This is a genomic window from Streptomyces sp. AK08-02 (assembly GCF_033795085.1).
Taxonomy (GTDB): Bacteria; Actinomycetota; Actinomycetes; order Streptomycetales; family Streptomycetaceae; genus Streptomyces; species Streptomyces echiniscabiei.
In genome coordinates this window covers 264,009-287,587 of sequence record NZ_JARAZV010000016.1, presented here as the reverse complement: position 1 = coordinate 287,587, position 23,579 = coordinate 264,009, and the positions used below count along the sequence as shown (strand labels likewise).

Here is a 23,579-nt window from a genome sequence, read left to right as displayed (position 1 = left end):
ATCCCTGGGGCGGCCACCTTGCTGTCAGGACTCCGCTGCTGCTGCGCGAAGCTCGTCGACTGCCGCACGCAGAAGAGAGGCCGAGCCGCTACCGTTCGCGTACCCAATGTGCTGGGTTACCGCGTGCTGATCGATGAAGCCAGTCGCCGCATGCTTCGCGCAGCGCGTGGCCAGAACAATCGCGTCAGCCGTGCGGGCCTTCTGGCGCAGTTGCGGCGTGCCGACACGGTCGGAGGCCGTCGTTACCTTCACGGCCGGCGCGAGTCGCTCAACCTCTTCCCGACAGCGGGCGAGTACTGCTTCATCCAGGGAATACAGCAGCAGTGTCAGGGGCGGGATTTCAGACGGCGAATCGCCCTCACTGCCTTCCCTGGAGGGAGGCTCCCACTCGAAGTCGATGCCGAGTTCTTGCGAAAGGCGCTGGGCAAAAGACAAGTCCGCCTCGTTGAGGCGCTGTTGATGCAGCCAGAGCGGTTCCAGGAGTGCGTACGCCAGGTTACTGCGAGCCTCGTTACTGGGGCACCCGGCAAGGAACAGGCGATCGACGAAGTCGAGCGCGACCGCAGCCCGTTCAGCAGCGACCCACCGGCTCCGCTCCGATCCGATCTCCTCAAGGAGTTCCCTGTACTCCGTCTCCGCCGGGGCTGCCCGGAGGGCAATCTCCGTCAGCGCCTGCAGGACAGCAAGATCGCCTGGACCGAATCGGTCGAAGGTCAGCGCGTTCCGGATGAACGCGTGAGCCGTCTGACCCGCTGGCGCGTCGTATCCCACGGCATCGATGAAGGCTCCGACTGCGCTCCATACCCTGTCCGCCTCGTGATCCTGCAAGCCATCCAGGAACTCGGCAAGCGCCGCATCGTCGGTGGCCGGGCTCTGCCAGACCATCCATGTACGGTCCTCCAACGCCGCCTTGCCGTCAGCGTGGCCTGCGGCAATCGAACTCAGCAGACTGCTCCAGGACGTAACTGGCTCATGGCGCCCCGCCGATGCCACTGCTGTACGTTCAGCCAGGATTTCTTGTGGCTCGGGAACCGGAGCGGCTGTGACTTCTGTCGGCTGGACCGTCGGCAGCAACTCCGTGACGTGATCCCATACGAGAGACGGGATCTCATCCACCCGACCGCTTGCCTCGACTGATGTCGCGAGGCGTTGCAGGGTAGTGAAGTCCTGACGGATTCCAACCGCCAGCAGCAGTACGGTCATTGCCTGCGGCCCGTACGCACTGGCGTCGCTGGGGATCAGATCAGGGACAACCCTCCCTGATTCGACCAGCTTGCTCTTTGCAGCGGTGAGGTCGTTTTCCGTGAGCGGCTGCTCCAGCGCCACTGAATAGACGGCATTGAGGATCGCTTCCCGTACTGGCGCCGGAGGGTTCTGGCGAACGATGTCCAGCAGTCCGGGGAAGGCCAGGACATCCGCGCTCCGCCCCAACCGGTCCAGCCTCTTGATATGCAGGTTAGCCAGGTTGGTTGCCGTGATGCCGCCACCTGCGGCCAACTGCTCAAGCGCATCGAGCGAAGCGGAGTCTCCGCCGGCCGACAGGGAGGCATCGAACTCGGCCAGGAGCCGTCCCATTGGCTTGGCGAGTCGCCACAATCTGGGGGGCCGGCTTGCGACGGTCCGCTGCATGAGTTGCAGCGCCTCAGCGAGGTTCGTGCGGTGCTGGCGTGTCTTGCCGGTGTCGAGTCGAAACGTGACGCGAGGACCGAAGAAGTCCAGGATCGCCTTCTCGACCGGATCATCAGGGGCGAGTGGAGCCGGGCGGAGTCCCCGTAGCGGGTCAAACGCGATGTACGTCGGGCCCGCGAACGAACGGATCAAGTCGGCCGTCTTCGCTGTGTCCGCAGTATCTCTCGCGATGACGTACATCACGAACCAGTCCCGGTCGGGGTAGGTACGAGGCAGCACGATAGGAGCGTCGTCCCCACGGCGGAAGGCTTCCACGAACGGAAGGGTCCGGCCAGCGTGCTGGTAGGCAGGATCGAGGTTCGGCCAGACACGGTTTCCTGTTCCGAAGAATCGTTGCAAGAACTCCTCGGTCTGCTCCCGCGTGCGCTGTTGGCTCTGATTCACGCGCCAACCCCCCACCGCTGCCTGAGGTCCAGCCGCGCCTGGCCCGCGTCCGGGCCGCCGACCTTGTACGTGACTGATTCGTCGTTCACCGCCATGCCGCGGATCGTGTAATTCATCGACCCGGTCAGAATCCAGTCCTCCCCGCAGAGCGTCTTCTCATGGACATCTGGACTCTGCACGATGCGGATGTAGTCCCGTTCCGGGGCCGATTCCAGATGCTGCAGAAAGGCCGCATTATGCGGGGCAGGGCGTGTGACCACGTGTACACGTGCCTCAGGGCTCGCGATACGGGTCAGGGCCTCCGAAAGCCGCCAGCCCAGTGGCGGAACATCTCCGAAGAACGAGTCGTAGGCGCCGTGGCTGTTGTCCAGTACTTGGACGTCGGTAATCCACGGTGAGACCAACCAGAGTTCACTGCTCGGGTTCACCGCCTCAGCGATCAAGGCAGCCGACAGCATCGAATCGACCCGAAGACCAGTGCGCGCTCCGATGCGGACGGTGCGTTCCAGGACGCTCACTGTGCTGCCTCCCGTAGTTCCACTCGCACTTGCAGTTGATCTCTGTGGCGCCCGAACCCGCGAACTTCGCCGAACACCTTCAGGAAGTCCCGGTCGATGGGCAGCGCCGGCACGCGTACGAGGGCCTGCGCCATTGCCGTGCTTTCCCTGGCTGGACATACAAGCTGTACAGCAGCGCCTTCCGACATTGCCGTCTGGTAGGCCAGCGTCCAGGCGGTGCCTGTGACGTCGATCTGCGCGATGTTGTCGTCGTGTGCAGCCTGTACGAGGAGCCGGTCCAGCACAGGGGGCCCGACATAGGGCTGGTAGTGCTGGAGATCTTGGGTTCTGGCCTGTCGCCCGCGCGGCCAGAGCAGACTGAACGCCTGGTCCGCGGTCACTTCCCGCGAGCTGCTCACCGTGAGGCGTCCGGCGCCGGCGGCGTAAGCCAGGACGCGTGCGTCTATTTCGATGCCGAGGCGCTGTTCCAACTCGCTCCATGCATCGACAAGTCCCAGCGCTACCGCGTCTGTGTCGGGGCTGGAACCGGGGCGGAGGAGTCGAGTCGACATGGCTGACACTGCAGTACGCCGAGGAGGGCCATCCAGACGCTCCCAGGCCGCCCGAAGCCCTCGGAGGGCGGTGCCCGCCGCCGTGGAGTCCTCTGCGCTGCGCAGAGCATTCATCATCTGCGCGGCCTCACCGCCGGGCTCCTGAATGAGGTGTCGAAGGAGACGGGTCAGCGTCGCATCGACATACTCGTAGTCGCTGGGGGCAAGTGCACTGGCTACGAGTCCCCAGAACCGGCGCGGGTCTTCGCTGTAGTACTGCACAAGACGCTCGATGACCCCCAATCCTCCGATGGACGTCTCGCTCAACCACACGGTGGCCGGGTCGCCCAGGCCGTCTCCGGGCAGCACGTCGACGATTAGGTCGCCGTCCTGCGCATCGCGACAGGCCCGCTGAGCCGCCGTGGATATCGCAGCGGCCAGGGTGTCGCGATATGCGCGTTGCGCTAGCTCTTCGGTGTGCGCGGCGACGTCGGGCGCGACCAGGAGTTCCGCTGCTCCGTCGAGTGCTGAGATAACGCGGCTGTCGTGGGACAACTCCAGGAGTGCGGCCACCAGGCGGTCCCCGTCTACGGGCTGCTCGGACTCACTGTTGTCCCGGTAGAGAACCTTGAAGATTTCAGCGAGGTTTTGGCTCCACGATCCGTCGGCGAGTGAGGCCCTCACCTGCTCACCGGTGCGCGTGCCGTCCAGGCCGGCCAGGGCGAATGCAGTCAGATACACCTGAGTCAGCCACTCGCGCTGGAACTTGTTGGTGATCTCGGCAAGCGTCGGATCCTCGGCGACGGCGTGGGAGAACGCGAGAGAGCGCCATTGTGGAGAATCCAGATAGTCCCGTACGGCGGGCTCGGTGAGATCCAGCGGCATGAGCCTGACGCGGAAGGCGTCAACCTCAAGCCGGAAGCCGAGGGCAGCCGGTTGACCCTGCACTTCGTATCGGACAGTTCGCTTCTCACTGTCCCCGCGCTTACGAGCGATCTCGCAGTCTGCCCCCATCGTCATGCGCCGAACCTCGATGGGGTTGCCAGCGGCGTGGGTTGCAAAGTTGACCGAGGCGATGCGCTGCGACCACAACGAAGGCTCTGGAACGTCCGCCGAGCTCAGGGACGCATCCTCTGGAACGACGATCTGCGTGCCCCAGCGAGGGATGCCCTGCGACCGGGTGTCGATCTCCTGAGGGGGTTGATCGAGGATGAGCTGCTGCGGGCGGAACACCTGAAATCCTGAAGGGCCGTGCCCGTGGGGAAACCACATTCCTTCAGGATCGCCACTCCGGACGATGTCAGTGAGCGGCAGCACATCCGTGTCGTCGGGAGGCATCGGAAGCCAGGTGCGGTGCTCGTCACGGCGGTGTCCGTAGCGGCGGCTGACTCGCCCCGGTACCGCTTCGCGCAGAGCCCGAGCGATGGGAAGTTGCTCGATGCTGTCCCCCTCAGAGAAGGGCAGCAGCAGGTCCACCTCTGGCAGGTTCAATGGTGCGAACAACGACTGGGTGACGAACTCGGGAAGCATCGCGCCGTCCCGGGCCCCCGAGTCGTCGCGCAGCGGCCGCCACTGGCTGCGCAGCCGGCGGAGGGCTGTCGGCACTACGGCCAGGAGGAGCGAGCGGGGCTGCTCCCAGAGCAATGCTTGAGCCTCGTCGGCGCTGATACGGAGAGCCCGCACCAGATGGTTGGCGAGTTCATCCTGGAGACCGGAATTGTCCAGGAGCGCCTGGAGCAACTCGGCGAGCATCTCGCTTGCCGCCTGATCCTCCTGGCGCACGACGCCGCCGCGGGGCGCCTTGAGCAGCTTGCGCGGGTCCGCCCACTGACGTCTGCTGCGGAGCTTGCGGCCAGTCCAGTCCAGGAGGGCCTGAGTGCCTTGAATTTTCAGCACAAACCGGTTGCCGATGGGCAACGTTCGGGCCGGTACCTCCGGGGCGAACAGCGTCTCGTACGCCTGGTAGGCAAGACGGTCTCGACCATAGTCCGAAAGTGTGACCACGGTGATCGGACGGGTTCCGCGCTGACGCCCGGCGCGACCGCGGCGCTGGATGAAGGCGGCGGCGTCGCGGGGTGCTTTGTGCTGCAGGACCAACCCGACCCGAGGATCGTTGAAGCCGACTTCAAGAGAGGCCGTGGCCACCGTGAGATCCGCGTTGTGGTCGACGCCCACATCCTGTGACGAGGTCCGGCCGATCCGTAGGTGGTGGAGGCGAAGGCCAGGATCGAGATCGTGCCCGATCTTCTCGACCATGTCCCAGGACTGACCATCCCGGTAGCGGGCATCGTGCTCGTCCCGATCTGGGGAGCGAAGGCCAGCCAGCACAGGCTTCCAGCCACTGCGACCGCCGGACCGGTACTGACCTCCCTCCGCATCACGGAGATCGTCGTAGAAACGGTTGGTTACGTCGAGGTCGTCGGTGAACAGAAAACCCGTTGAGCCGTAAAGGAAGCGGTCACTTTCTTGGTCCAGCGTGCGTCCGAAGAGCATCGCGGTCTGGATCGATGTGGACAGCAGGCTGGCGCCGGCGACGGGGTCGCCACGTAGTGCGAGCGCGTATTCGCGGCCTTCGGTCTCCATGGCGTCCTCAGCCGGTTCGATCGGCTCGACGTCGCCCGGATGCAGCCCGATCAGTTGGGCGAAGAAGTGTCTGGCGTCTCGCAGCGTGGCGCTCAGACCGACGAATGTGACGGGCCGGCCAACCGCTTCACGCCAACGACGGAGAAGGAGGGCGACCTGTGCCCCGTGTACGCCGGTGTACGTGTGAACCTCGTCAAGGAGGACAAGGGCGGGGCCAGGGTTGCCTCCGCGCCACCCGAGCAGGCGCTCGAGGTAGCTGTCAGCACTGGCGCGGTTGAGGGTCTCGGTGGTGGTGAAGAGTAGATCTGGCTCGTTGGCCTTGAGCGACTCGCGCGTGAGTGCGAGGCGCCCATCCTTGATGGTGTGGCCGCACTTCACGCAGGTCAACTGCTCGCGCCCCTGGAGCCGATCGCTGTCGGACCACACCAAGTCACCGGTCCCACATTCGGGATTTGGGCACGGGAGGTACGGGCAAATGGCCCCCTCAGAGGTTCGCGCCCACGCTCCGGCCACCCTGCCACCCGGTTCCAATTTCAGGTCCCGCGCGTTCCAAGGGGTGTTGCCATAGAGCGCGCCGATACGCAGAGCACGACGTCCCTGCGCACGCAGGGCTCCCTCGATGCCGTCGGCCCCACGAATTGCTTCCCGGAGTTGATCTCGTAGGAGCTCCAGGCGGGGATAGAGGGCAAGGGTGTGTACCCGGGACGTTGTACCAGGACGGGCGTGCTCCGCCATCGCCGCGAATGCCGGCAGATAGAACGCGAGGGTCTTACCGCTACCCGTACCCGCGCCGACAATGATTCCCGTTGATCGCGGACCACCGAGCGCCTTGAACACGGTGCGCGTGGCGTCCAACTGGAAGCGAGCCAGCTTGTAGTCCCGCACGTGGGCTGCCGCGACGTGCTGCTGCAGGTCACGCCACTGGTCAAGGCGGGCCAGCTCCGCCAGGGCATCCTCTGCGGGGATGTCACGGCGGGGGTAGCGGCGCGGCGCGACGTGGAGTCGGTAGTCGGCGACCAGACGCTTCTGCTGCCGCCACCAGCCCCGGTCGGGTTGGCTGGCCCATCCGCCTCGCGCAAAGAGTTGTCGTAGCCCGGTAGTCAGCCTCAGGGTCTCGGCCAGCCGGGTGCGGTACCGCGGAGGCGAGACAACGGGGACGGGCACTTCGAACAGCAGGGCGCGATCGAGGCACTCCTCTAGCACCTCGTCGGTCGAGGCCCCGGCCGGTGCGTCCTGTCGGGTGACAAGGAGTTCGTCGATGGTCTCCAAAACCTCAGCTTCAGAGAGGGCGCTCTCCGTCACTCCCCAGGAGAGCAGGGGGAGTTCGCGGTCTTCCAGCCGGTTGAGAAGCGCATTGGCGAACCCTTGGTTGATAAGCTGTGTCACGCGCCCTTCCTTGTCAGTGCGACTTGGCCATCCATTGCGAATTCACGCAAGAGGGCAATTTCCTGGTTCGTGATGTCGAATAGAGTTGGAGCCGGGCGACGGTCGAGTCGTTCAAGAAGCGCGAGGAGTTCCGCTGGCGGCTCCTTCGCATCACGCAGTGCTTCTGCGAGTGCTTCGCATTTGGTCACGAATAGGGTGATGTCCCCGGCGGTAACGGCCTTGGCTGACGCGGTACGTTCAAGATCAGTACGTCGCGATCGAGCCAATACTTGCTCCTGCGGAGGCAGCATCGGAATCCGTGCCAGAGGAAGCGAAGCCAACTGGCGACCTGACCACTCGGTCCATGCTGCGAGGTTCTCTTCTCGGATGGCGTCGGCTGCCGCCTGGACCTTCCGCCTGGCCGTGTTGAAAGCCTGATCGCCAGGCCACCCGTTCTGAGCCCTCCGCGCGAACGCCTCAAGCCCGTCGCTGGCCGCCAAGAGGCCGGGGCCCGTTGTTGCGCCCTGGTTCTTCAAGGCGAGCGCCACTGTGACTTCCTTCCGGAGATCCGCCAGGCGTGCACTCAGTTCGTTGATACGCGACGAAACCCGGGCTGCCTCCTTCGCGCCCGCCTCGCCCTCAGCCAACTGCCGGGCTCGATCCTGCAGTTGCAGCGCCATCTCATACACAGGTCTCTGTGTCACTCGGCGTCTCCTTCCAGCGTGGCGGAGGCTTCGGCTGACCTCGATGCATCAGAGGCCAATCGTGCTACCTCATTCCATTCACCGAGCACGGTCTGCATAGCGAGAGAGACGCTGTCGACTGCACTGCTGCCCGTTCGCGCGTCAGCCCTCCTGAGCGCAGCTTCCAGCCACGATTCGCTCTCGGAGAGCAAGAAATGGATGTCCTGGATGGCTGTTCCACGGTCCTGCGCTGCAGCAGCAATGCGAGCGGCCTGTCGAGCTCGGTCAGTCCGGTTTTCATCCGATGCTCGGGCGAGGTCGTCTTCCAGTTCGGACACCGCGGTCCATTCGACCTGCTTGCCCCGCTCAAGGAGCGACTCGAAGCGGAGTGTTTGGTCCGTTCCGAGTGGCATCAGCCCGCCGACCTCCTGGGCCGTGGTGAGGGCGCCCTCGATCGCGGTGAGCGTGTGTGCGCTGTTGGTGCCGCGAGGGTGCCGCTGCCGGATCTCCCCCAACTGGTTCTCAAGCAGGTTCAGTTGCTCGTCCACCAGGACAGACAGTGCGGAGAAGCCGGTGACCGCCTTCTGCACCCACGATGGGACCTGTGTCCTGTCGAGCGTCCATTCCCACTGAGATGTCGTCCGCTTGAGTAGCGGCAACATGCGGGCAGCGTCAATCATCCGCACGGCCCCGTTCACGCCCTGCGCGACACCTACGGCTTCCCTGAGCCGCTCAACGAGAACAGGACGCGCATCCAGGTGACGCTTCAAGATGTCGTTCCACTGCTTTGTCCTCAACGCAACGTCCGCCCGCTCCCATCCCTGACCTTCGTCCAGGACAGCGGTGAGTAGCGCGGCGGCTTCCATCCCCGGGTACGCCTGGCCGGCGAGCATCGCGCCGAGTAGAGAAGCACGTAGGCCAAGTACCAACTGCTCGTCGGAGATCTCCAGGTGACGTTGAACGCGTGACGTGAGGGCTGGCGCGTACTGGTCGGCGTAGGTTGCGAGACGCCGTATGTCCTGGCTTCTGACCTGTCCCTTGCCCGACTCGGCGCACAGCAGGCTTTCGAAGAAGTAGCTGTCCTTGGCTGTGCGTCCGAAGCGGATGGGCGCGTCAGCAGCGCCGGCCAGGCGCTCGTCCGCCCCAGCTACTGAAACCACTGTTGCGTTATTGGGCCAAGCCCCTCCTACTCCTACCATCACTCGCTTGCCTTGCTCGTGCATCAGCGGTGATTCCCAGCGGTATCGCTGCAGCACGGCCGTCGCGATGATAGTGCGGACGTTAAGTGCGGTGGAATTGTCTAGGACTTCTTCGTCGGTAAGCCAAACATTGACCGTTTCCAGCTTCTTCTTGAGAGATCGAGGAATGTTGTCCGTGTCGGAAGCAGGCTCGGTTTCCCTGTCGAGGGATTCGTCGAGAAGCCTCTGCATCGAAGGTGGACGTGCCCCTGTCGGGATCCGCCGCGATTGGCCGTCCAAGGGAGGCAGAGAGAACGCTTCCAGGATCGTGCCATCGATCGCATTGGCGTCCGCGGGAGCGTCTCCCCAAAACAAAAGAAGGGACTTTCGTCGCTCAGGGTCGACGCGATCGTTCTCGTCAATGAAGGCATGCGCCTCTCGGCTCAACACTTTATCGATGTCAGCCCTCGAGAACCGGCGTCGAAATTCAGAGTCTGGGAATTCACCTCGCCGGATAGATTCGGCGTGATCGATCAGCAACGGTCGCACGACACTGCCGAGAACGGTTCGAGGAACGAAAGACCATGGCTTCTTCGGGTCTGCGGTTGAGTGGACGGTTCTGACGAGAGCAGACGAGTTGAAGGGATACAGGCCGTACCCTTCTGGCGTGACACCGAAGGCGTCGTGGCATCGTTCCTGGAGAGGACAACCTTCACACGCGTTGGGTGTTTCGCCGTCGCGAGCGCGCTCCAGCGCGTCCCGGCCTACGCGGGCTGCGTTGAGATAGCGTCCGACGAACGAAGAGATTTCCTGGCTTCCGGTGTCGGTCGCACTGAAGGGGACATCCAGGTTGTAGACGTACCCAGCGGTAGCCCGGATTCGGGTGAGCGCCGTCTCCGGAATCTGTTCCAGGTAGCCCGGCGTGACAGCCATGAGCGTGCGGATGGGGGCGAGCGACGTGCTTCCGTCCCGATTTGCTGCCTCGATCACAGCGTCCAAGAGATCTTGCTGGACTCCCTGAATGAGAGCAAAGTCCTCGATGAGGAGGATGATTTCCTTTCCGCGTCGCTGATACTCCTCGCGGACTTGCATCATCGCGTCCAAGAGACGCCCCGCGCCAAGGTTGGCCGCATTCTTAACAGCAGATTCCAAATGTTTGTTGAGTAGGTCCACGGCGGTGGCCTGGAGGTCGTCTCGCGTGGCGATCTGGTTAAGCAGGCGAGCGACCATATCTGAAGCGGCGTTGTCGTAGTCGACATCCAGAGGCAAGTCTTCAAAAGTGAAGGTCTCAGGACGCTCGTCCTGCCCACTGCGGCGATCCCTGAGAAGCTGAGCCGCAAGCCGCGGAACAAATTTTCCTTCCGACAACATGTGCTGTCGAATGAACGGGTCGTGCAGCATCGCTGCCAGCCTCCCTGGGCCGGCAAGTACCCGTCCTGGTCCCGGGATATCCTTCGGCACTGTCGCGGATAGAAGCTCACTCAATTCATTGAGGATGCGACGGCCGAGCGACTCTTGATCGATGTCGGCAGTGAACCTGTCGACATCTTCCTTGAGTTGCGCTAGTTCACTGCTGTCCGCCTTGGCGATGAGAGCCTTGACCACGGCCTTGAGGCTGGTCATGGAGCGTTCGAGGTAGATGACCTCGTGGGTGTCCGAATCTGGAACAAACGTTGGAATATTCTCGCGCGCCCATCGGATTAGATGGGACTTACCGGATCCTGAGTCTCCCAGGACCAGCATGAGGAGGGCGCCTGAGTCGGACTTCTTGGTGAGGAAGTCGTTGACTACAGACCGTTCATTGATCAGATCGCCGATCGGCTGCACCTGCTTGTCCTCTGAGACCAAGGCACGCTTGATGCGCAAAGGTGCATGCGTGGCAAGGAAGACGGACCGGTGGGGGCTGATGGCCTCGGTGTTGATCGTTGCAGATGCGGTCGGCTGGTCCCAGCAGAGCATGCCGCGGAAGTCAGCCATTGATGGCCTCCAGGATGGTGATGGCACTGACCGGTCGCGCAGATGACCTGTCCGGGTCGTGAACCTGGAGCACGTGCTGTGCGTCATCGTCGTGCTCAAGGCGCAACCACTTCTCGTCTTCGCCACGCAGCAGCGCGAAGGAGAGAGCCGCGCCGGCCGTAGTGTCACCTGGAGAACGGAGTCCCACAGCCCGTGAGTGTGCGCCGCCCGGCAGCACGGGAAGCCTCTCACGAAGGATTCGCAGCACTTCTACAGCGTTCATCCTCACCTCGGTCTGCTGCAGTTCAGCCGCCGTTTGTCGGACCGCAGTCGTGCAATCGGGTACAAGTCTGTTTGCGCTTCCTTCGACTTGGAAGAGCGGGGGTGCGGCCAACCCCAAAGCGGGGGCCCAGTAGTTGAAGTGGTTCCACCGAGTTTCGTTGGAGAATACGGGACCTGCCTCCGGCCGCAACGCTTCTCGCTGGTCGTTCTGCACCCTGTACCAGTCCATCGGATCTGTCGGATCCAGCGAGAGCAGCCAGGCCAGTGCGCGGGTAAGGTCGCGAGGTCCGGTCTGGTCGGCAGAATCGCCGAGCGAAGTGTTCTTGGCCTGATCGAGAACCGCCTGGCGGAGTACGGAGTTGAACGCGGATACGTCCTGCCCGTCAAGTGTCGTAGCGGCACCAGCCAGAGAGAGATGCTGATCTTCGCCCTCGATCCGAATCAGGCCCAACTCGTCGAGAGTGCTGATTGCCTTGTCGAAGGGCGGCTTGTCCTTCGTCTTCTCGCCGCGAATTGACGGCGGGGACAGCAGAGAACGTGCCTCCTCCAACGATACTGCCTTCTCCAAATAGGCGAGCAACCGCACGACTGCCCATGCTTGAGTGGGCAAGGCTGCGCCGCGGGGATTTAGGAGCGTCATCAGATTTCCTCCAAGGCGCGGAAGACCGGAAGCTTGGCGCGGTGGATATCGATCAGCGGATCGTTGGTCCGATCCGGGTGTCGAGTGTGGCGTGGGTGAAGGAGGTACGTGATGTCCTCTGAACTGAACCGTGCTGCGGTGTCATAGTCCAGTGAGGGCGAGTCGTCCAGGATCCACACCACAGGGCCAGCCCATGACTTCAGCAACTCGGCATCCTCATCGAACACAACAGGGTATGTACGGGCTGCCTTACGGAGTACATCCCGGCACCGTGTCGTAACACCAGGGCCGCCTACGACGGCGATCCCGCGGCGCACCAGTCGCTCCAGGAGGCGGGGTACATGGAGACGTTGCTCCTGCTCGCCCTCCCACCACAAGCTCAAGCAGGCCAGACCGTCACGGTAGCGGGCCAGTGGATCGTTGGGAGGAGGTACCGGGAAGCGCAACCACGGACGAGGCTCCCCGGCGAGCCTGTAGAAGCCGGACTTGTCTGGGCGCCCGGTCGCCCTACAGTTCGGGCAACCACGGCAGGTGACACGGGTAGGCAGGGAAGTTCGGCCTCGTCGCAGGCGGTAGTACTCTCCGAGTACGTCACCGATGCACTGACTTCCACCGAGTGCCTCTTCCAGACCCGTGAGGGATTTCTTCTGGTGATCCAGAAGCTTCTGCCGCTCCGCCTCGAAGCGAGATATGAATCGCTCCGCAGTGTTGACTTGAGGGTCTTTGATGGTGACTTCAGCCCGTGTCCCCACATTTTTCCTGAACTCGTCTACACGCTCTGCCCATACGGATTCGAGCTCTCCCTCTTCGCGTTGGGGCGGTTGAGGTACGTGGAGTTCGATCAGCTTGGCGCGAACCATAAGGTTGAGGACGCGAACGTTCCAGGACCTGTTGGTTTCGGAGTCCTCACTGACGTGGCTGGGGCGGGAATCCAGATCGAGACGATAACGGCTGCCGCCGAGTTGCTGTTCACGCCGGAACATGGCGTCCCAACGCTTCAGCGCCTTTTCAGAGGTGATGACTGGTTCGCTGCCGAGAACCTCGGCAATGTCTCGGTCCCCGGGTGCCGTCACCATGTAGGCGACAGACGGGTTTCCGTCTCGCCCACCACGGCCGATCTCTTGGTAGTACCGGTCGACTGTCTCGGGCAGGCATGCGTGAAGCACAGTTCGCACGTCCGACAGGTCTACGCCCAGACCGAAAGCTGAAGTGCCTACGACAACGTCAAAGCGGGTAGAGAATCTGCTGTCGTCTTCGGTTGATTTTCCTCCCCAGCCCTCAACGGCATCGCGGCGGTCCTGGTCACTTGAGTCACCGGTCACTTGAGTTACGCGGAAAAACCCAGAGGCCCGGAGGCGCTCCCCCCATTCCTTTGCGTCTCTCACTGTGGAGACGTACAAGGCCAGGGGTTTAGGCAGGAGCGACACGGCCTCAAGGACCGAATCCTGTCGACTTTGAAGCGTTTCGGATGCGCTGATGTAGTAGGTAGGCTCGTGGCGGAGTTGTGAAGCCCAGACAACCTGAGCTTCGTCTGGTCCGGCGAAGAGCTCCTCGAGCGTACCGACCTGTTGAGTAGTGAGGGTGGCACTCATGGCCACAGTGACAGGGGCCAGGCCGTCGGGAGCCTTGCTAAGCCAGGTGCGGCGGTGGCTGGACATCGTCTGGAACTCGGGTCGGAAGCCGTTGCCCCACTGCTCGACGAGATGAGCTTCGTCGATAACGAAGTACTTGAGCAGACCGGCTTCCGCGGCTTCTTCGAGTGGCTTGCGCAGTCCCCTGACGAGTGCCTCGGGCGAAGCGAATACCAGGCGCTGCTGGCCGGTGCGGATATCCTCACGGAGCTGCCGCTTGACGTCTTCGGGCAAGCCACCGACGTATGCATAGCGTCCTGTGGGGCTTGGGCATCCCTGCGCTTCCATCAGCGGCCGGGTACGGCGTTCCATGTCGAGGGCAAGAACGACGGTGGGAACAACGACGACGGAGACGCCGGCGCTCCGGCTCGCCAGGATGGCCGGGGCCTGGATGACATCGGTCTTCCCATGGCCCGTGGGCAAGCAAATGATCACGGTACTGCCCGGCTGCGCGAGCGCAACCGCGCGCGCGGCCTGCCGCTGCCCGATCGACAAGTACCGGTCGCGAGCGGGGCCGAGGGCTTCCCTCCAGAATGGATCGCCAGGGTAGGGCTCAAGGTGGCGGCGGTGCTCTGCGTCTCGCCCAAGATGTACCTGTCGAAGATCCACCCGAGCCACCGCTGCAGCGTCGCTCTCAGGCACAGGCGGATGCCACGGCTTTGCGGTGATGTACAAGCCGCGTTCGTTCGGCATCGCATCGCAGTGGATCTCGGACCACTGCTCGTGAGAGGGAAGCAGAGGGTGGCTGGGCACGACGAGGCCTGTGTTGTTTCCGCGTGCCTGCGCTTCAAGCAGGACCTGGCGCAGGAGGGCCGCCACATCCCTCCATCCGGATGTTCCGCTCTCCAGGCCGGCGAGGGCGTCGCGGAGCCGCCGTAGTGTGCCCCGGCTGTCGTCGTTCAGCGGCGGGACCGAAGGCCAGGCACGAAGCAGTTCGCGGGCTCCTGTCCAACTGTCGACGTTCAGGTCACCTTGCCGGAGGAAGGCGTTGCGTGCGTCACGAGTCATGCCGGACTCTCCTGTAGCCGCTCTTTACGATGCACGTGGCCGCGACGAGCCTCACGTTCGGCCGCGTCAGCCCTTCGACGAGGGCATCCGCGACGGACACGTCCAACAGGTAGCTCTCGGTGTCTCCCAGGAGGTGTCCGGCCGCCTGACGAGACTGGGCTTGGGCCTTGGCCACGGCGAGACGACGACGAGCCGACTGCTGCGCGCGGGCGCAGTGGGCTGCAAGGTCCGTCACTCGCTCAAGTTCATCAAGGGCGACTCCGTTGGCCGACCTTGCTGCTTTCTCGTAGTAGTTCCAGCCACCAAAGAGATCGATCAGTTCACGGATCAGCTTGGAGTTGTAGTTGTGGTCCTTGCTGTTGTCGTACGGCTTTTCAAGCCACCTGAGCGTCTGTTCGTCGGTGACCGCTTTCGTGCTGCCTGCGGGAACCCACACCTTGAGCGTGAAGGGTGGGAGGATCCGATCTGCCTGCCGCTGCAGCGCGGGGCGTGCCTTCTGCTCGTTGTCGACCAGCGCCAGGGCGCTTGTGATGTCGGCTTCCACCACGAGGTCGAAGCCGAAGTACGGCTCCAGTTCTCCCCGGTGGAGTGGATCAAGTCGCCAGAAGGCAGTGGCCTGACCGCGGTCGTCGGTGTAGATCACCGACGCCAGCATGTCGACCAGAGGATTGCCGATGCGGTACAAGCGCGTGCCTGGGGCGCGGAGCGCAGCGGCCCTCATGAACGCTGCTTCGGCGGCTTCAGAGGGCACCTTGGCTTTCAACGCCTGGTAGAGGTGTGGCGAGACCAGGGGCTGCGAAGCGAGGTTGAACTTGTGGCGCTCGCAGCCGCGTTCGATGCGGGTCCAGTGGCGCAGCTTGATGCCGGAGGCTTCGTCGCCCGCATACATCAGGAGAGCGTCTTGCGTCTTGCGCCACGGTTGCTCGAACTTACCGAGGGTAGCGGCGATATCCGTCTCGTAAGCAGAGGACTCGTGGACGGATTCGAGCCTGTCGAATTTCGCGATGGCGGCCCGAGCAGCTCCGAGTTGGGCCGAGATCTCCTGTGTGGAGTTCGCCAGCCCTTCTGGTCCCTGCACGAGTGCTTTGGACCACACACCAGAGAGGTTCACTGCGATGGGGTCCTGCAAGGTGGACACAGACTCGGTGAAAATTTGATAGCCGTCCTGCAGCAGGGTCAGCCAGGCGCCGTTGAACTCCTCGGTGTCGGCAAGGACGAACTGGTCGGCAGGATCGTGTCCGGTCGCCTCGAAGTCGGGGTATCGGTCGATGCGGCCGAGACGCTGCTCAAGACGATTCGGCGACCAGGGAAGGCGCAAGTGCACTGCCGTGTCCGCGCTCTGCAGGTTCAGACCGTCGTCGGCTGAGTCGTCCACGACGAGAATGCGGGGCGGATTCTCCGTGCTCCTCGTGGCCCGAGTGTTCTTCCTACGTTGCGCCCGCCACGCGTCTACGGCCTGGTTCGATGCCTCAGAGCCGGCACGCCGAGTGTGCTCGGCGATAGAGGTGCCGGGAAGGCGACGGCTCAATTCTGCCGTGAGCTCCGACGCGAGTGAGCCGGGTCCCGCGAAGATCACGGTTCTGGCGGCCTTCGAGATCAGAGGCAGCAGCGCGTGAACGAGTTCGTCCATCTCGTCCTTCAGACCACCCTGGTCAAGCATTGCTTCGAGCCGCTCCACGAGCGCGACCTCGTGCGCGAACTGAGGCGCGCCTACAAGCAGTTCACGCTCCTGATCAGTGAGGCCAGCGCGAGTTGCCGCCTGTGTGTCTCGGCGTACACGCCACCGCATCGCGTCAAGGAAGTCCGTTGAAGGGCCACCGAGTCGCGAGGTGAGGATGCCGAGGAGGAGACCGTACTCGGTCTGCCGGTCATCGAGGCTCTCATCGAGGAGGTGATCCCACGTGTACCGCCGCCAGGTGCGGAGGGTCTCCGAGGCCAAGGAGTGCAGCGATCCCTCGCCGAGGACTTGGGGGCGAACCCGACCGCGGACTACGTAGGGGAGCAGGTCGGATTCTTCGTCGTCGCGAAGAATGCGAGCTCGGCGATGCCGAATTACCCGGCGGTCCAGTCGATATGTCTCGCTGATGTGAGCGCGGAGCGCTTCCACGCGCAGGGCGAGTTCGGGAGCGTCCGCGTCGTCGGCGAGTTCGTCGTATTCGTCGAGGAGATCGAGTACTTGGGGTGCCAAGGCCTCGAAGAGCGGGTCCTCGGGGATGACGTCCCTGATGCGGTCGATCGTGGATGGCAGGAGAGGAGGCAGCTTGTCATCGAGCCCGGAGACGCGGTCCGCGAGTATCTCGCGCAGTGCGTGACGGCGCTCGAACGCGTCCCGGTTCTCCCAGCCGTACAGGGCAGGGTCGAGCAGATGCAGAAGCGCGAGATGGGCTGTCGGGCCTGCCGTGACTGGAGTGGCGGACAGGAGTAGGAGCTTGGGCGCGGTGTGGGCCAGCGCGCACAGTTCGCGGTATCTCGGGTCGTCGTTGTCCACGTCATGAACCAAGTCGTGGGCCTCGTCTACCACGACGAGTTCACTGTCGTGGTATTGGGCCCACTTTTCCGGCGTCTCGTGGGATGTGAACCGTACGCGGGCGTCTACGAAGTCGTCGATGAAGAACTTCTCGCACATTTCGCTTCGCCACTGGCGCCGCAAGACCTCGGGAGTAAGTACGGTCACCCGGGCGCGCGGGTTGTCGATCAAGGTCTGCCGGATGACGTAGCCAGCTTGGATGGTCTTGCCAAGTCCGACCTCATCGGCGAGAAGGTACCGCTGAACAGGGTCGGACAACACGGTCAGTGCGGCATGGATCTGGTGGGGGTAGATCTCCACCGCGGACGACAGTAGGGCGGGAGTGCTCGCGCTGGCTGCGCGTTGACCGACGAGGTTGTGAAGCAGGGGGAGCCGCGTGTTGTGGAAGTAACCGGACTCATTGCCACCGGAGACCAGCACCTGGAGAGGGTCGCGCACGGGCTTGTCCCACCGGACGCGAAGCTCGGCCTCCGGCACTGGAAGATCGGCTTCTGTATTGGGGAAGTGTACGAAGTACATGGGGCGTTGAGCCATTTGGACGCGTCCGGCCAGCCAGGCGCCCGTGTTCGGATTGCGCCAGAAGACGCGAGTCTCCCGCTGGAGTACGGCGTGCCGGCATGCAGTTGCTGGCACCGTGCGTGACTCGACTTCCGGCTCGGCGACAGACTCGAAGAAGTCGATGCGGAGAGTGTGACCGTTGACCGCTCCTACACGGCCGATTCCAGGCGCCCCTTTGAACTCGACAAGGTGCCCGACTGCGAAGCCCGAAGGCATCTTTCTACTCGCCCCCCACCTGCTGGTTTAACGACTGACATGAGCTTAGGGGCAGCCACTGACAACGCGGTTGACGGAGTAATGCGAAAATTCGTATACACATTCGAAAGGGGGGTGCAATTGCGCTGCCGGTGACGCAAGGTCGACGCGACAAGTAACGCAAATCATCAGTAAATGGTCATTCAGGTCGGCATCGCGAGGTGCAACGCGCCACAAAATACGTCCGAAACGGAGCCTTGCGCTGAGGTTGCATGCACCAAGCATGAAGTGTGCACGTCAACGCCGGCCTGCGCTGTCGCGCAGAGTTGATGGCTATATGACCTGCCCCAGTTCACGCAAGGTGGCTCCCCTTGCTGCTTCTCGGCGCACTAGCCTCGCGACACCGGAAGATGCATATGCCTCCGGCAGTGCACTCAATCTCGGCCAGAGTCTCGACGTCTGGACTCGGCACTGGTGTCAGTGGCGTGGGTTGTACTGTCTGCGCGCTCACCCCGCCGCCCGTCCCCGGCGTGGCATCGGCGCATCGACCACTTCACCGAGACAGAAAGAAGACTGTGAACGTCCCCGCACCAGCCGGTATCACGACCCTCGTCGCCTACGTCGCCACCATCCCCGCGGCCAACCTCGCCGTCACCCATTTCGGAGCCGTCCCCGTCGGCTTCGGCTACGCCGCCCCAGCCGGGGTATACCTGGTCGGCCTCGCACTCGTCCTTCGCGACCTCGCCCGAGAATCAACCGGCCGCGTAGCCGTCCTCGCGGCCATAGCCGTCGGCACCATCCTTTCGTACTTCCTCGCCGATCCGGCGCTCGCCGTTGCTTCGGCAGCCGCCTTCGGGGTCGCTGAAACCATGGACTTCGCCGTCTACGAACCTCTGCGGCAGCGTGGCCTGTTGATCGCGATGCTCGCCTCCAACGCGATCGGCCTGCTCTCGGACAGCCTCCTGTTCCTTAAGCTGGCCTTCGGCTCGTTCGAGTACCTGCCAGGACAGATCCTCGGCAAAGCGTGGATGACCCTTACAGCAGTCGCCGTCCTGGCTCTACTTCGCCGACGGAAGCAAGCGACCGCCTGAGCCCGTTGCGCATCCGGTGCACCGGCTGAGGAGTGGTGCACCTTCACCGGCTCCCCGTCCCCGTGCCGTCCGTCCGCCTGGCGACAGTTCACCGAGACGTTGTGTGTGGGGGGACTCCCTCGCGGTCCCGTCGTTGGCGGACCGTGCGGGCGAGCGTCGGCCCGCACGCTGTCCGCCCCCATCGCCGATTCTGCTGCCAGCCCGCGTTGAACGCGGGCTGGCAGCAGAATCGGAAAAGATCTCGAAGAAGGCTGTTAAGGCAAGACCCCTCTGCCGCGTATGGGATGTGAGGGCGCATGTGCGCCCCATGGGCTTCGATCCGAGGGAAGCATCCTGTGACTCTTATGGAGTTTGCCGACTACGTCACGTCCGGCACCGCCTTGGTGGCGGCGCTGGGCACTGTCGTACGCCGTCTATGGGTGCAGCGGCTCTCCGGCAGAGATCCGCGGGCTCCCGACGCGCGAGCCGGATGCGACCCTTCCGTGATCGCCACGGTCCTGCAGCACGTGCCCGACGGCGCGGTTGTGCGCTACCAGTCGGGTGATGGAAGCACTCTGACGGCATGGAAGGTGCCGCCGCAGTCCGCGCCTCCAAGGCAGGGGAAAATCCGCCCGTGGTGAGCAGCCCTGAGGACCGCCCTGATCCGAAGGCCCACCGAGAGCGGGTCCTGCACAAAGCGTATAGGGAGCACAACACCCTGATCATCGCCAGATTACGAAAGGCTGGTCTGATGGACCTGGCTGGGGACATCGCTCACGAGGCATGGATCCGAGCCCTGCGGGACGAGCGCTTCGACCCCAACAGAGATCCGCTGCCGTATATCTGGACGATCGCCCGGAATCTGGCGAAGGACCTTCTACGGCGCCGCGGGCGGGAGGTCCCGTTGGAGGTGCTCGGTGATGCCGCCACTCCGGAGGACGACACCTTGCTGCTGTGGCGTGAGGAGATCGACCCGGCGATCGCCACAGTCCGCTCCGCGCAGGGCCGCCAAGTGCTCATGATGCAGCGCGACGGTCGTGAGGACGATGAAATCGCTTCGCATCTGGGTGTGTCGAAGAACCAGGTGAGTGTGCAGAGACACCGGGCCCTGCGAGAAGTGAGACGGCATGTCGGGCTCGGCGAAGGGTCAAGTGGTGAGTGACGTGAATCCCAACGATTCCCAGCTCCCACCGAGCTGGACACAGGTGCTGGCCGACTCCCAGTCCCAGACCGACTTCTGGGACCGCCCGTCAGGCGACTGGGGCAATTCGTCAACGGCTGTCGGCGCCACCCACGCCTCCGGGTACGGCGATCGGCGTCGCGACGCCAACAGCGCCTACCGCCTCGGTACGAAGGCATTGCGCCGCGAGGACTTGCCAACGGCCCGCCTTTGGTTCGAAATCGCCTCGGAGCAGGAACATCCGGGAGCAGCCTTCCGCCTGACGGCTGTTCACCTGCGGGAGCACAGGCAGACCCCCCAGGATGCCCAGCTCTTGGTCATCAGCGCGCCCATGGGGGGAGGAAAGACCACCGCTTTCATGGCGGTCGAGTGGCTCTTTCGCGCTGCCCGCTGGGGCCATGGTGACGCGGCGCGCCTGACTGTCGTAGCAGAGCGTCTGCGTACGGCGGGGCTGGGTCGCGGGCGGGCGGAGGAGGCGTTCCTCGCGGAGACCCGTCTGGAGGATGCCGGGCAGGACGCCGTTCCGGGGGCCGGGGGCACAGAATCCGGCCGCGGCCACGCCCAGGAGGACACGGAGTTCTACGACGAGGTCCGCGAGCACATCTTCCTGCCTCTGGTGGCCTCCCTGGGAAGGGAGCGGCTCGAGCCCCAGAGATCCACATCGCCGGTCCCTCCACGAGCTGACCTTGCCCTCAGCAGACGGCTCACCAGCATCGGCGACGGCATCGCGGCATCGCTGGCCCGTTCCGAGGAAGCAGAGGAAGTACTGCGCGAGGTTGCGGGTGCCGGCTCCGCGCCTAGACCGCGTCCTGCCTTCCGTGCGGCCATGGCGGCCACTGGCACCGATGCGTACGCCGCGATTCAGCAGTTGGTGCAGTACGCAAATTCATCGGCCGGCACCTCGCTGGAGGACCGCGACCTCTACGGTGTCGCGTTCATCGGCACCTCTGCAGCCCCGCCCTCGGACATCACGAAAGACGGCACCGCCCCGGGGCGTCGCAAAGGGACCGCCAGGTTGCATGTGGTGCGCCAGCCCGATCGGACCGCCCCCGGACCGAGCACCTATGCCGAAGGACTGGAGGGCGATAAGCGCCTCGCGTCCTTGGGGCGCTTCACCCTGCCCGAAGACAGCATCCGTGAACTCCTGATGGGCACGCAGCTGTACCAGGACAGCGGATTGGCGGTCCGCGAGCTGTACCAGAACGCACTCGATGCCTGCCGGTACCGCTCTGCGCGGCGCGAGTACCTAAGCCGGACAAACGGTCTCAGCGATCTCTGGCAGGGGAGGATTGAATTCACCCAAGGCGTTGACGAGCAGGGCCGTGCCTTCCTGGACTGTGTCGACAACGGGATCGGCATGGGGGAGGAGGAGCTAAGGACATCCTTCTCCCGAGTCGGGCTGCGATTCCCCGAACTGCCGGAGTTCCGGGAGGAGAAGGCCCAGTGGGAAGCGTGTGAACCACCGGTGCAGATGTACCCCAACAGTCGCTTCGGCATCGGCGTGATGAGTTACTTCATGCTTGCCGATGAGATCGACGTAACGACATGCCGCATAGACCCGCAGGGTTTTCCCGGCCCAGAGCTGAAGATGACCGTGCCCAGCCCAGGGCAGCCAGCCAGGATCACCCGGGTGCGTGCTCAGGGCACCATCCCGGGTACCCGGGTACGCCTCTTTCTCAGGGACGAACGGAATGCCCCCTCCTGCGTTGACGTGTTGGAGAAGGTCCTCGGTATCGCCGAGTACACGACCACGGCCCGACACGGCGACCGATCCGCATCATGGCAACCGCACGAACTGTGGCCCAGAAAGAAGGCACCGCGTCACCACGACGTCATCGACGTTCGTGGCCGGGTGGTCCACACGCTTGCGGGCCAAGTGGTCTGGTGCGAATCCGGAGGAGCGCTCCTGGCCGACGGGCTGCTCGTACAGCCTTCCGTCCGCCATGGGGTGTTCGCCGACTCCCGGCGCCGGAACGCCCTGCACGGAGTCGTGATCAACCTGACCGGCTCCCCCACGCCCCCGGCCCTTTCCGTGGACCGCAAGCAGATCGTTGGGGACGTCTCTCACGAGGCCGAATCCCTCGTGACGAGGGCCTCCAGAGAACTCGTAACCACCCAGCGGGATTTCGTGACGCACCACTGGCTGGAGTCCATGGCCCGACAAAGTCCCAGACTTGCCGAGATCGTCGCCCGGGCGGTCTCAGAGGTGTAGCGAGGGAAACCGTGCGGGTTCGCAGATCCCTACGGCGCAAGGACGGGAGCCAACTGTAAGTCGTGAGCTGCCACGATGGGCAGCCGAGTTCTGGTGATGGTGGCTCATGTAAGGCACCTGCCATGAGCCACCATCAATCCTCGGTCGCCCCGGAGGGCAACCGCCACCTGGGTCACGTGCTGGCCCGCCGTACTCGACGCACGCTTGCGACCCTCGATCGCCCTGGAAGGCGACCGCCGCTGGGGTGCGGCTCGAGCTTCGCGTCACAGGTGCAGGTGTTGCGATCCTCGGTCGCCCTGGAGGGCCGCCGCCGGCATGTTCTGCAGTCTCGCCCCTCGCCCTTCATATTGTGATCCTCAGTCGCACCGAGGGGGGCGATCACCACTCCCAGATCTGCTGCACCACCACCGGGTCGAAGTCCGGGTTGCGATCCTCAGTCGCCACGCCGATGTGGCGGCCGGCTTTTGGGGCGACCGGCGGTCGCAACTGTAAGAGCGCTCGCGTCAGGGCAAATAACCATGGGCGACAGGGCTTCTCACGCCCAGGCTGGGAAACTGCACCTTCAGTAGTGACGTTAGAAATCGGCGATGCCTTATAGCACCGGATCCCCGGTTAGCGAAACCGGGGATCCCCCGCACCCTTAGTAATCCACCGCCATTCACCTGACCACCACGTCGAAAGGCAGCGCCACGACGAAGCCCCACAACCGCATAACCCGCCCTGCCGTCCATCGGGACGAGAAGCCACTACGCCGCGGCGTAGCTGAGGCGGAACAGGTCCTGGGCGCGCTCCAGGTCCCGGTCCGTGCGCAGTTGCACCTCCAGGTCGCCGGTTCCGTGGTGCCCAAGCCCCGTCACGTCCCGGGTGAATCCGGGGACGAGGTCGACCTCCTTGGGGTCGGCCTTGAGGTAGACGAGCAGCTTGGTCTTCTGCGGCGGGCAGACGCAGGCGAAGTTCCGCAGCCGCTGGTACGCCCGGTAGGTCCTGTTCTCGACCCTGGTGATGTCGTCACCGAGTCCGAGCAGCACCTCGTCAACCGCGGCAGCCAGCTCCACCATCGCCCCGTCCGTACGACGGTCGCGCGGCACCTCCGCCCTGCGGCGACGGCAGACTGCCCTGGAGGCGGGGGTCTGGCCGGCGATGGAGGCGACCGTCTCAAGGCCGATGTGCTCGTTGCCGAAGAACCGATAACGGACCAGGTCGATCGAGCGGCGGTGCTCGCGCACGGCATGAACGTCGTAGCGAGTGAAGTCGCCGGCCACGCAGATCAGCCTCGGTGCGCTCCACAGCACCTGGGCCGCGACCGCAGCCCCGAGCCGGTCGCGGACCAGGTGCCGGAATGCGTCCTTGTGGTCCATCAGCCACGCCATGTAGAAGAGGCCCTGATGGA

12 protein-coding genes are annotated in these 23,579 nt (G+C 64.1%); 3 read left to right on the top strand and 9 right to left on the bottom strand.

The genetic code is table 11. From position 1 onward, the window contains the following. Nucleotides 1-24: 24 nt before the first annotated feature. Genes dpdD through dpdE form a run of 8 tightly spaced genes read right to left on the bottom strand, consistent with a single transcriptional unit; the run spans nt 25 to nt 17,748 of the window. The gene (dpdD, locus tag PV734_RS32235; RefSeq protein ID WP_319293176.1) at nt 25-2,073 is read right to left on the bottom strand and encodes a protein DpdD; all 2,049 of its coding nucleotides are present in this window, start codon (nt 2,071-2,073) and stop codon (nt 25-27) included. Beyond that, nucleotides 2,070-2,591, bottom strand: coding sequence for a phospholipase D-like domain-containing protein DpdK (gene dpdK, locus PV734_RS32230; protein WP_233443719.1), 522 nt, complete (start codon nt 2,589-2,591; stop codon nt 2,070-2,072). The genes dpdD and dpdK overlap by 4 nt, the downstream gene beginning before the upstream one ends. Next, a complete protein-coding gene (gene dpdJ, locus PV734_RS32225) occupies nt 2,588-7,090 on the bottom strand; it encodes a protein DpdJ (protein WP_319293174.1) in 4,503 nt (1,500 codons plus the stop codon). The genes dpdK and dpdJ overlap by 4 nt, the downstream gene beginning before the upstream one ends. Then, nucleotides 7,087-7,773 carry a hypothetical protein gene (locus PV734_RS32220; RefSeq protein WP_319293172.1) on the bottom strand — a complete coding sequence of 229 codons (687 nt, stop codon included), beginning with the start codon at nt 7,771-7,773 and terminating at the stop codon, nt 7,087-7,089. Before PV734_RS32220 ends, dpdJ begins: the two co-directional genes overlap by 4 nt. Continuing rightward, nucleotides 7,770-10,907: a protein DpdH gene (gene dpdH, locus PV734_RS32215; protein ID WP_319293170.1), complete on the bottom strand. Its 3,138-nt coding sequence runs from the start codon at nt 10,905-10,907 to the stop codon at nt 7,770-7,772. Before dpdH ends, PV734_RS32220 begins: the two co-directional genes overlap by 4 nt. Further along, nucleotides 10,900-11,808 (bottom strand): protein DpdG, encoded by a 909-nt coding sequence (gene dpdG / locus PV734_RS32210; RefSeq protein WP_319293168.1) that lies wholly within the window; start codon nt 11,806-11,808, stop codon nt 10,900-10,902. Before dpdG ends, dpdH begins: the two co-directional genes overlap by 8 nt. After that, the gene (gene dpdF, locus PV734_RS32205; RefSeq protein WP_319293166.1) at nt 11,808-14,447 is read right to left on the bottom strand and encodes a protein DpdF; all 2,640 of its coding nucleotides are present in this window, start codon (nt 14,445-14,447) and stop codon (nt 11,808-11,810) included. Before dpdF ends, dpdG begins: the two co-directional genes overlap by 1 nt. Then, nucleotides 14,437-17,748, bottom strand: coding sequence for a protein DpdE (gene dpdE, locus PV734_RS32200; RefSeq protein ID WP_319293164.1), 3,312 nt, complete (start codon nt 17,746-17,748; stop codon nt 14,437-14,439). Before dpdE ends, dpdF begins: the two co-directional genes overlap by 11 nt. Before the next feature lie 554 nt (nt 17,749-18,302). Between dpdE and PV734_RS32195 the strand changes: the two genes are divergently transcribed. From PV734_RS32195 to PV734_RS32185, 3 genes are all read left to right on the top strand, one after another. After that, nucleotides 18,303-18,818, top strand: coding sequence for a VUT family protein (locus PV734_RS32195; protein ID WP_046914108.1), 516 nt, complete (start codon nt 18,303-18,305; stop codon nt 18,816-18,818). Nucleotides 18,819-19,380: 562 nt separating this feature from the next. Next, complete coding sequence (locus PV734_RS32190) at nt 19,381-19,959, top strand: sigma-70 family RNA polymerase sigma factor (protein ID WP_319293162.1); 579 nt, start codon at nt 19,381-19,383, stop codon at nt 19,957-19,959. Then, a complete protein-coding gene (locus PV734_RS32185; RefSeq protein ID WP_319293160.1) occupies nt 19,952-22,189 on the top strand; it encodes a hypothetical protein in 2,238 nt (745 codons plus the stop codon). The genes PV734_RS32190 and PV734_RS32185 overlap by 8 nt, the downstream gene beginning before the upstream one ends. A 746-nt stretch (nt 22,190-22,935) precedes the next feature. Here PV734_RS32185 and PV734_RS32180 read toward each other — a convergent pair. Next, nucleotides 22,936-23,559 (bottom strand): DUF5655 domain-containing protein, encoded by a 624-nt coding sequence (locus PV734_RS32180; protein ID WP_415924303.1) that lies wholly within the window; start codon nt 23,557-23,559, stop codon nt 22,936-22,938. Between the last annotated feature and the right edge of the window lie 20 nt (nt 23,560-23,579).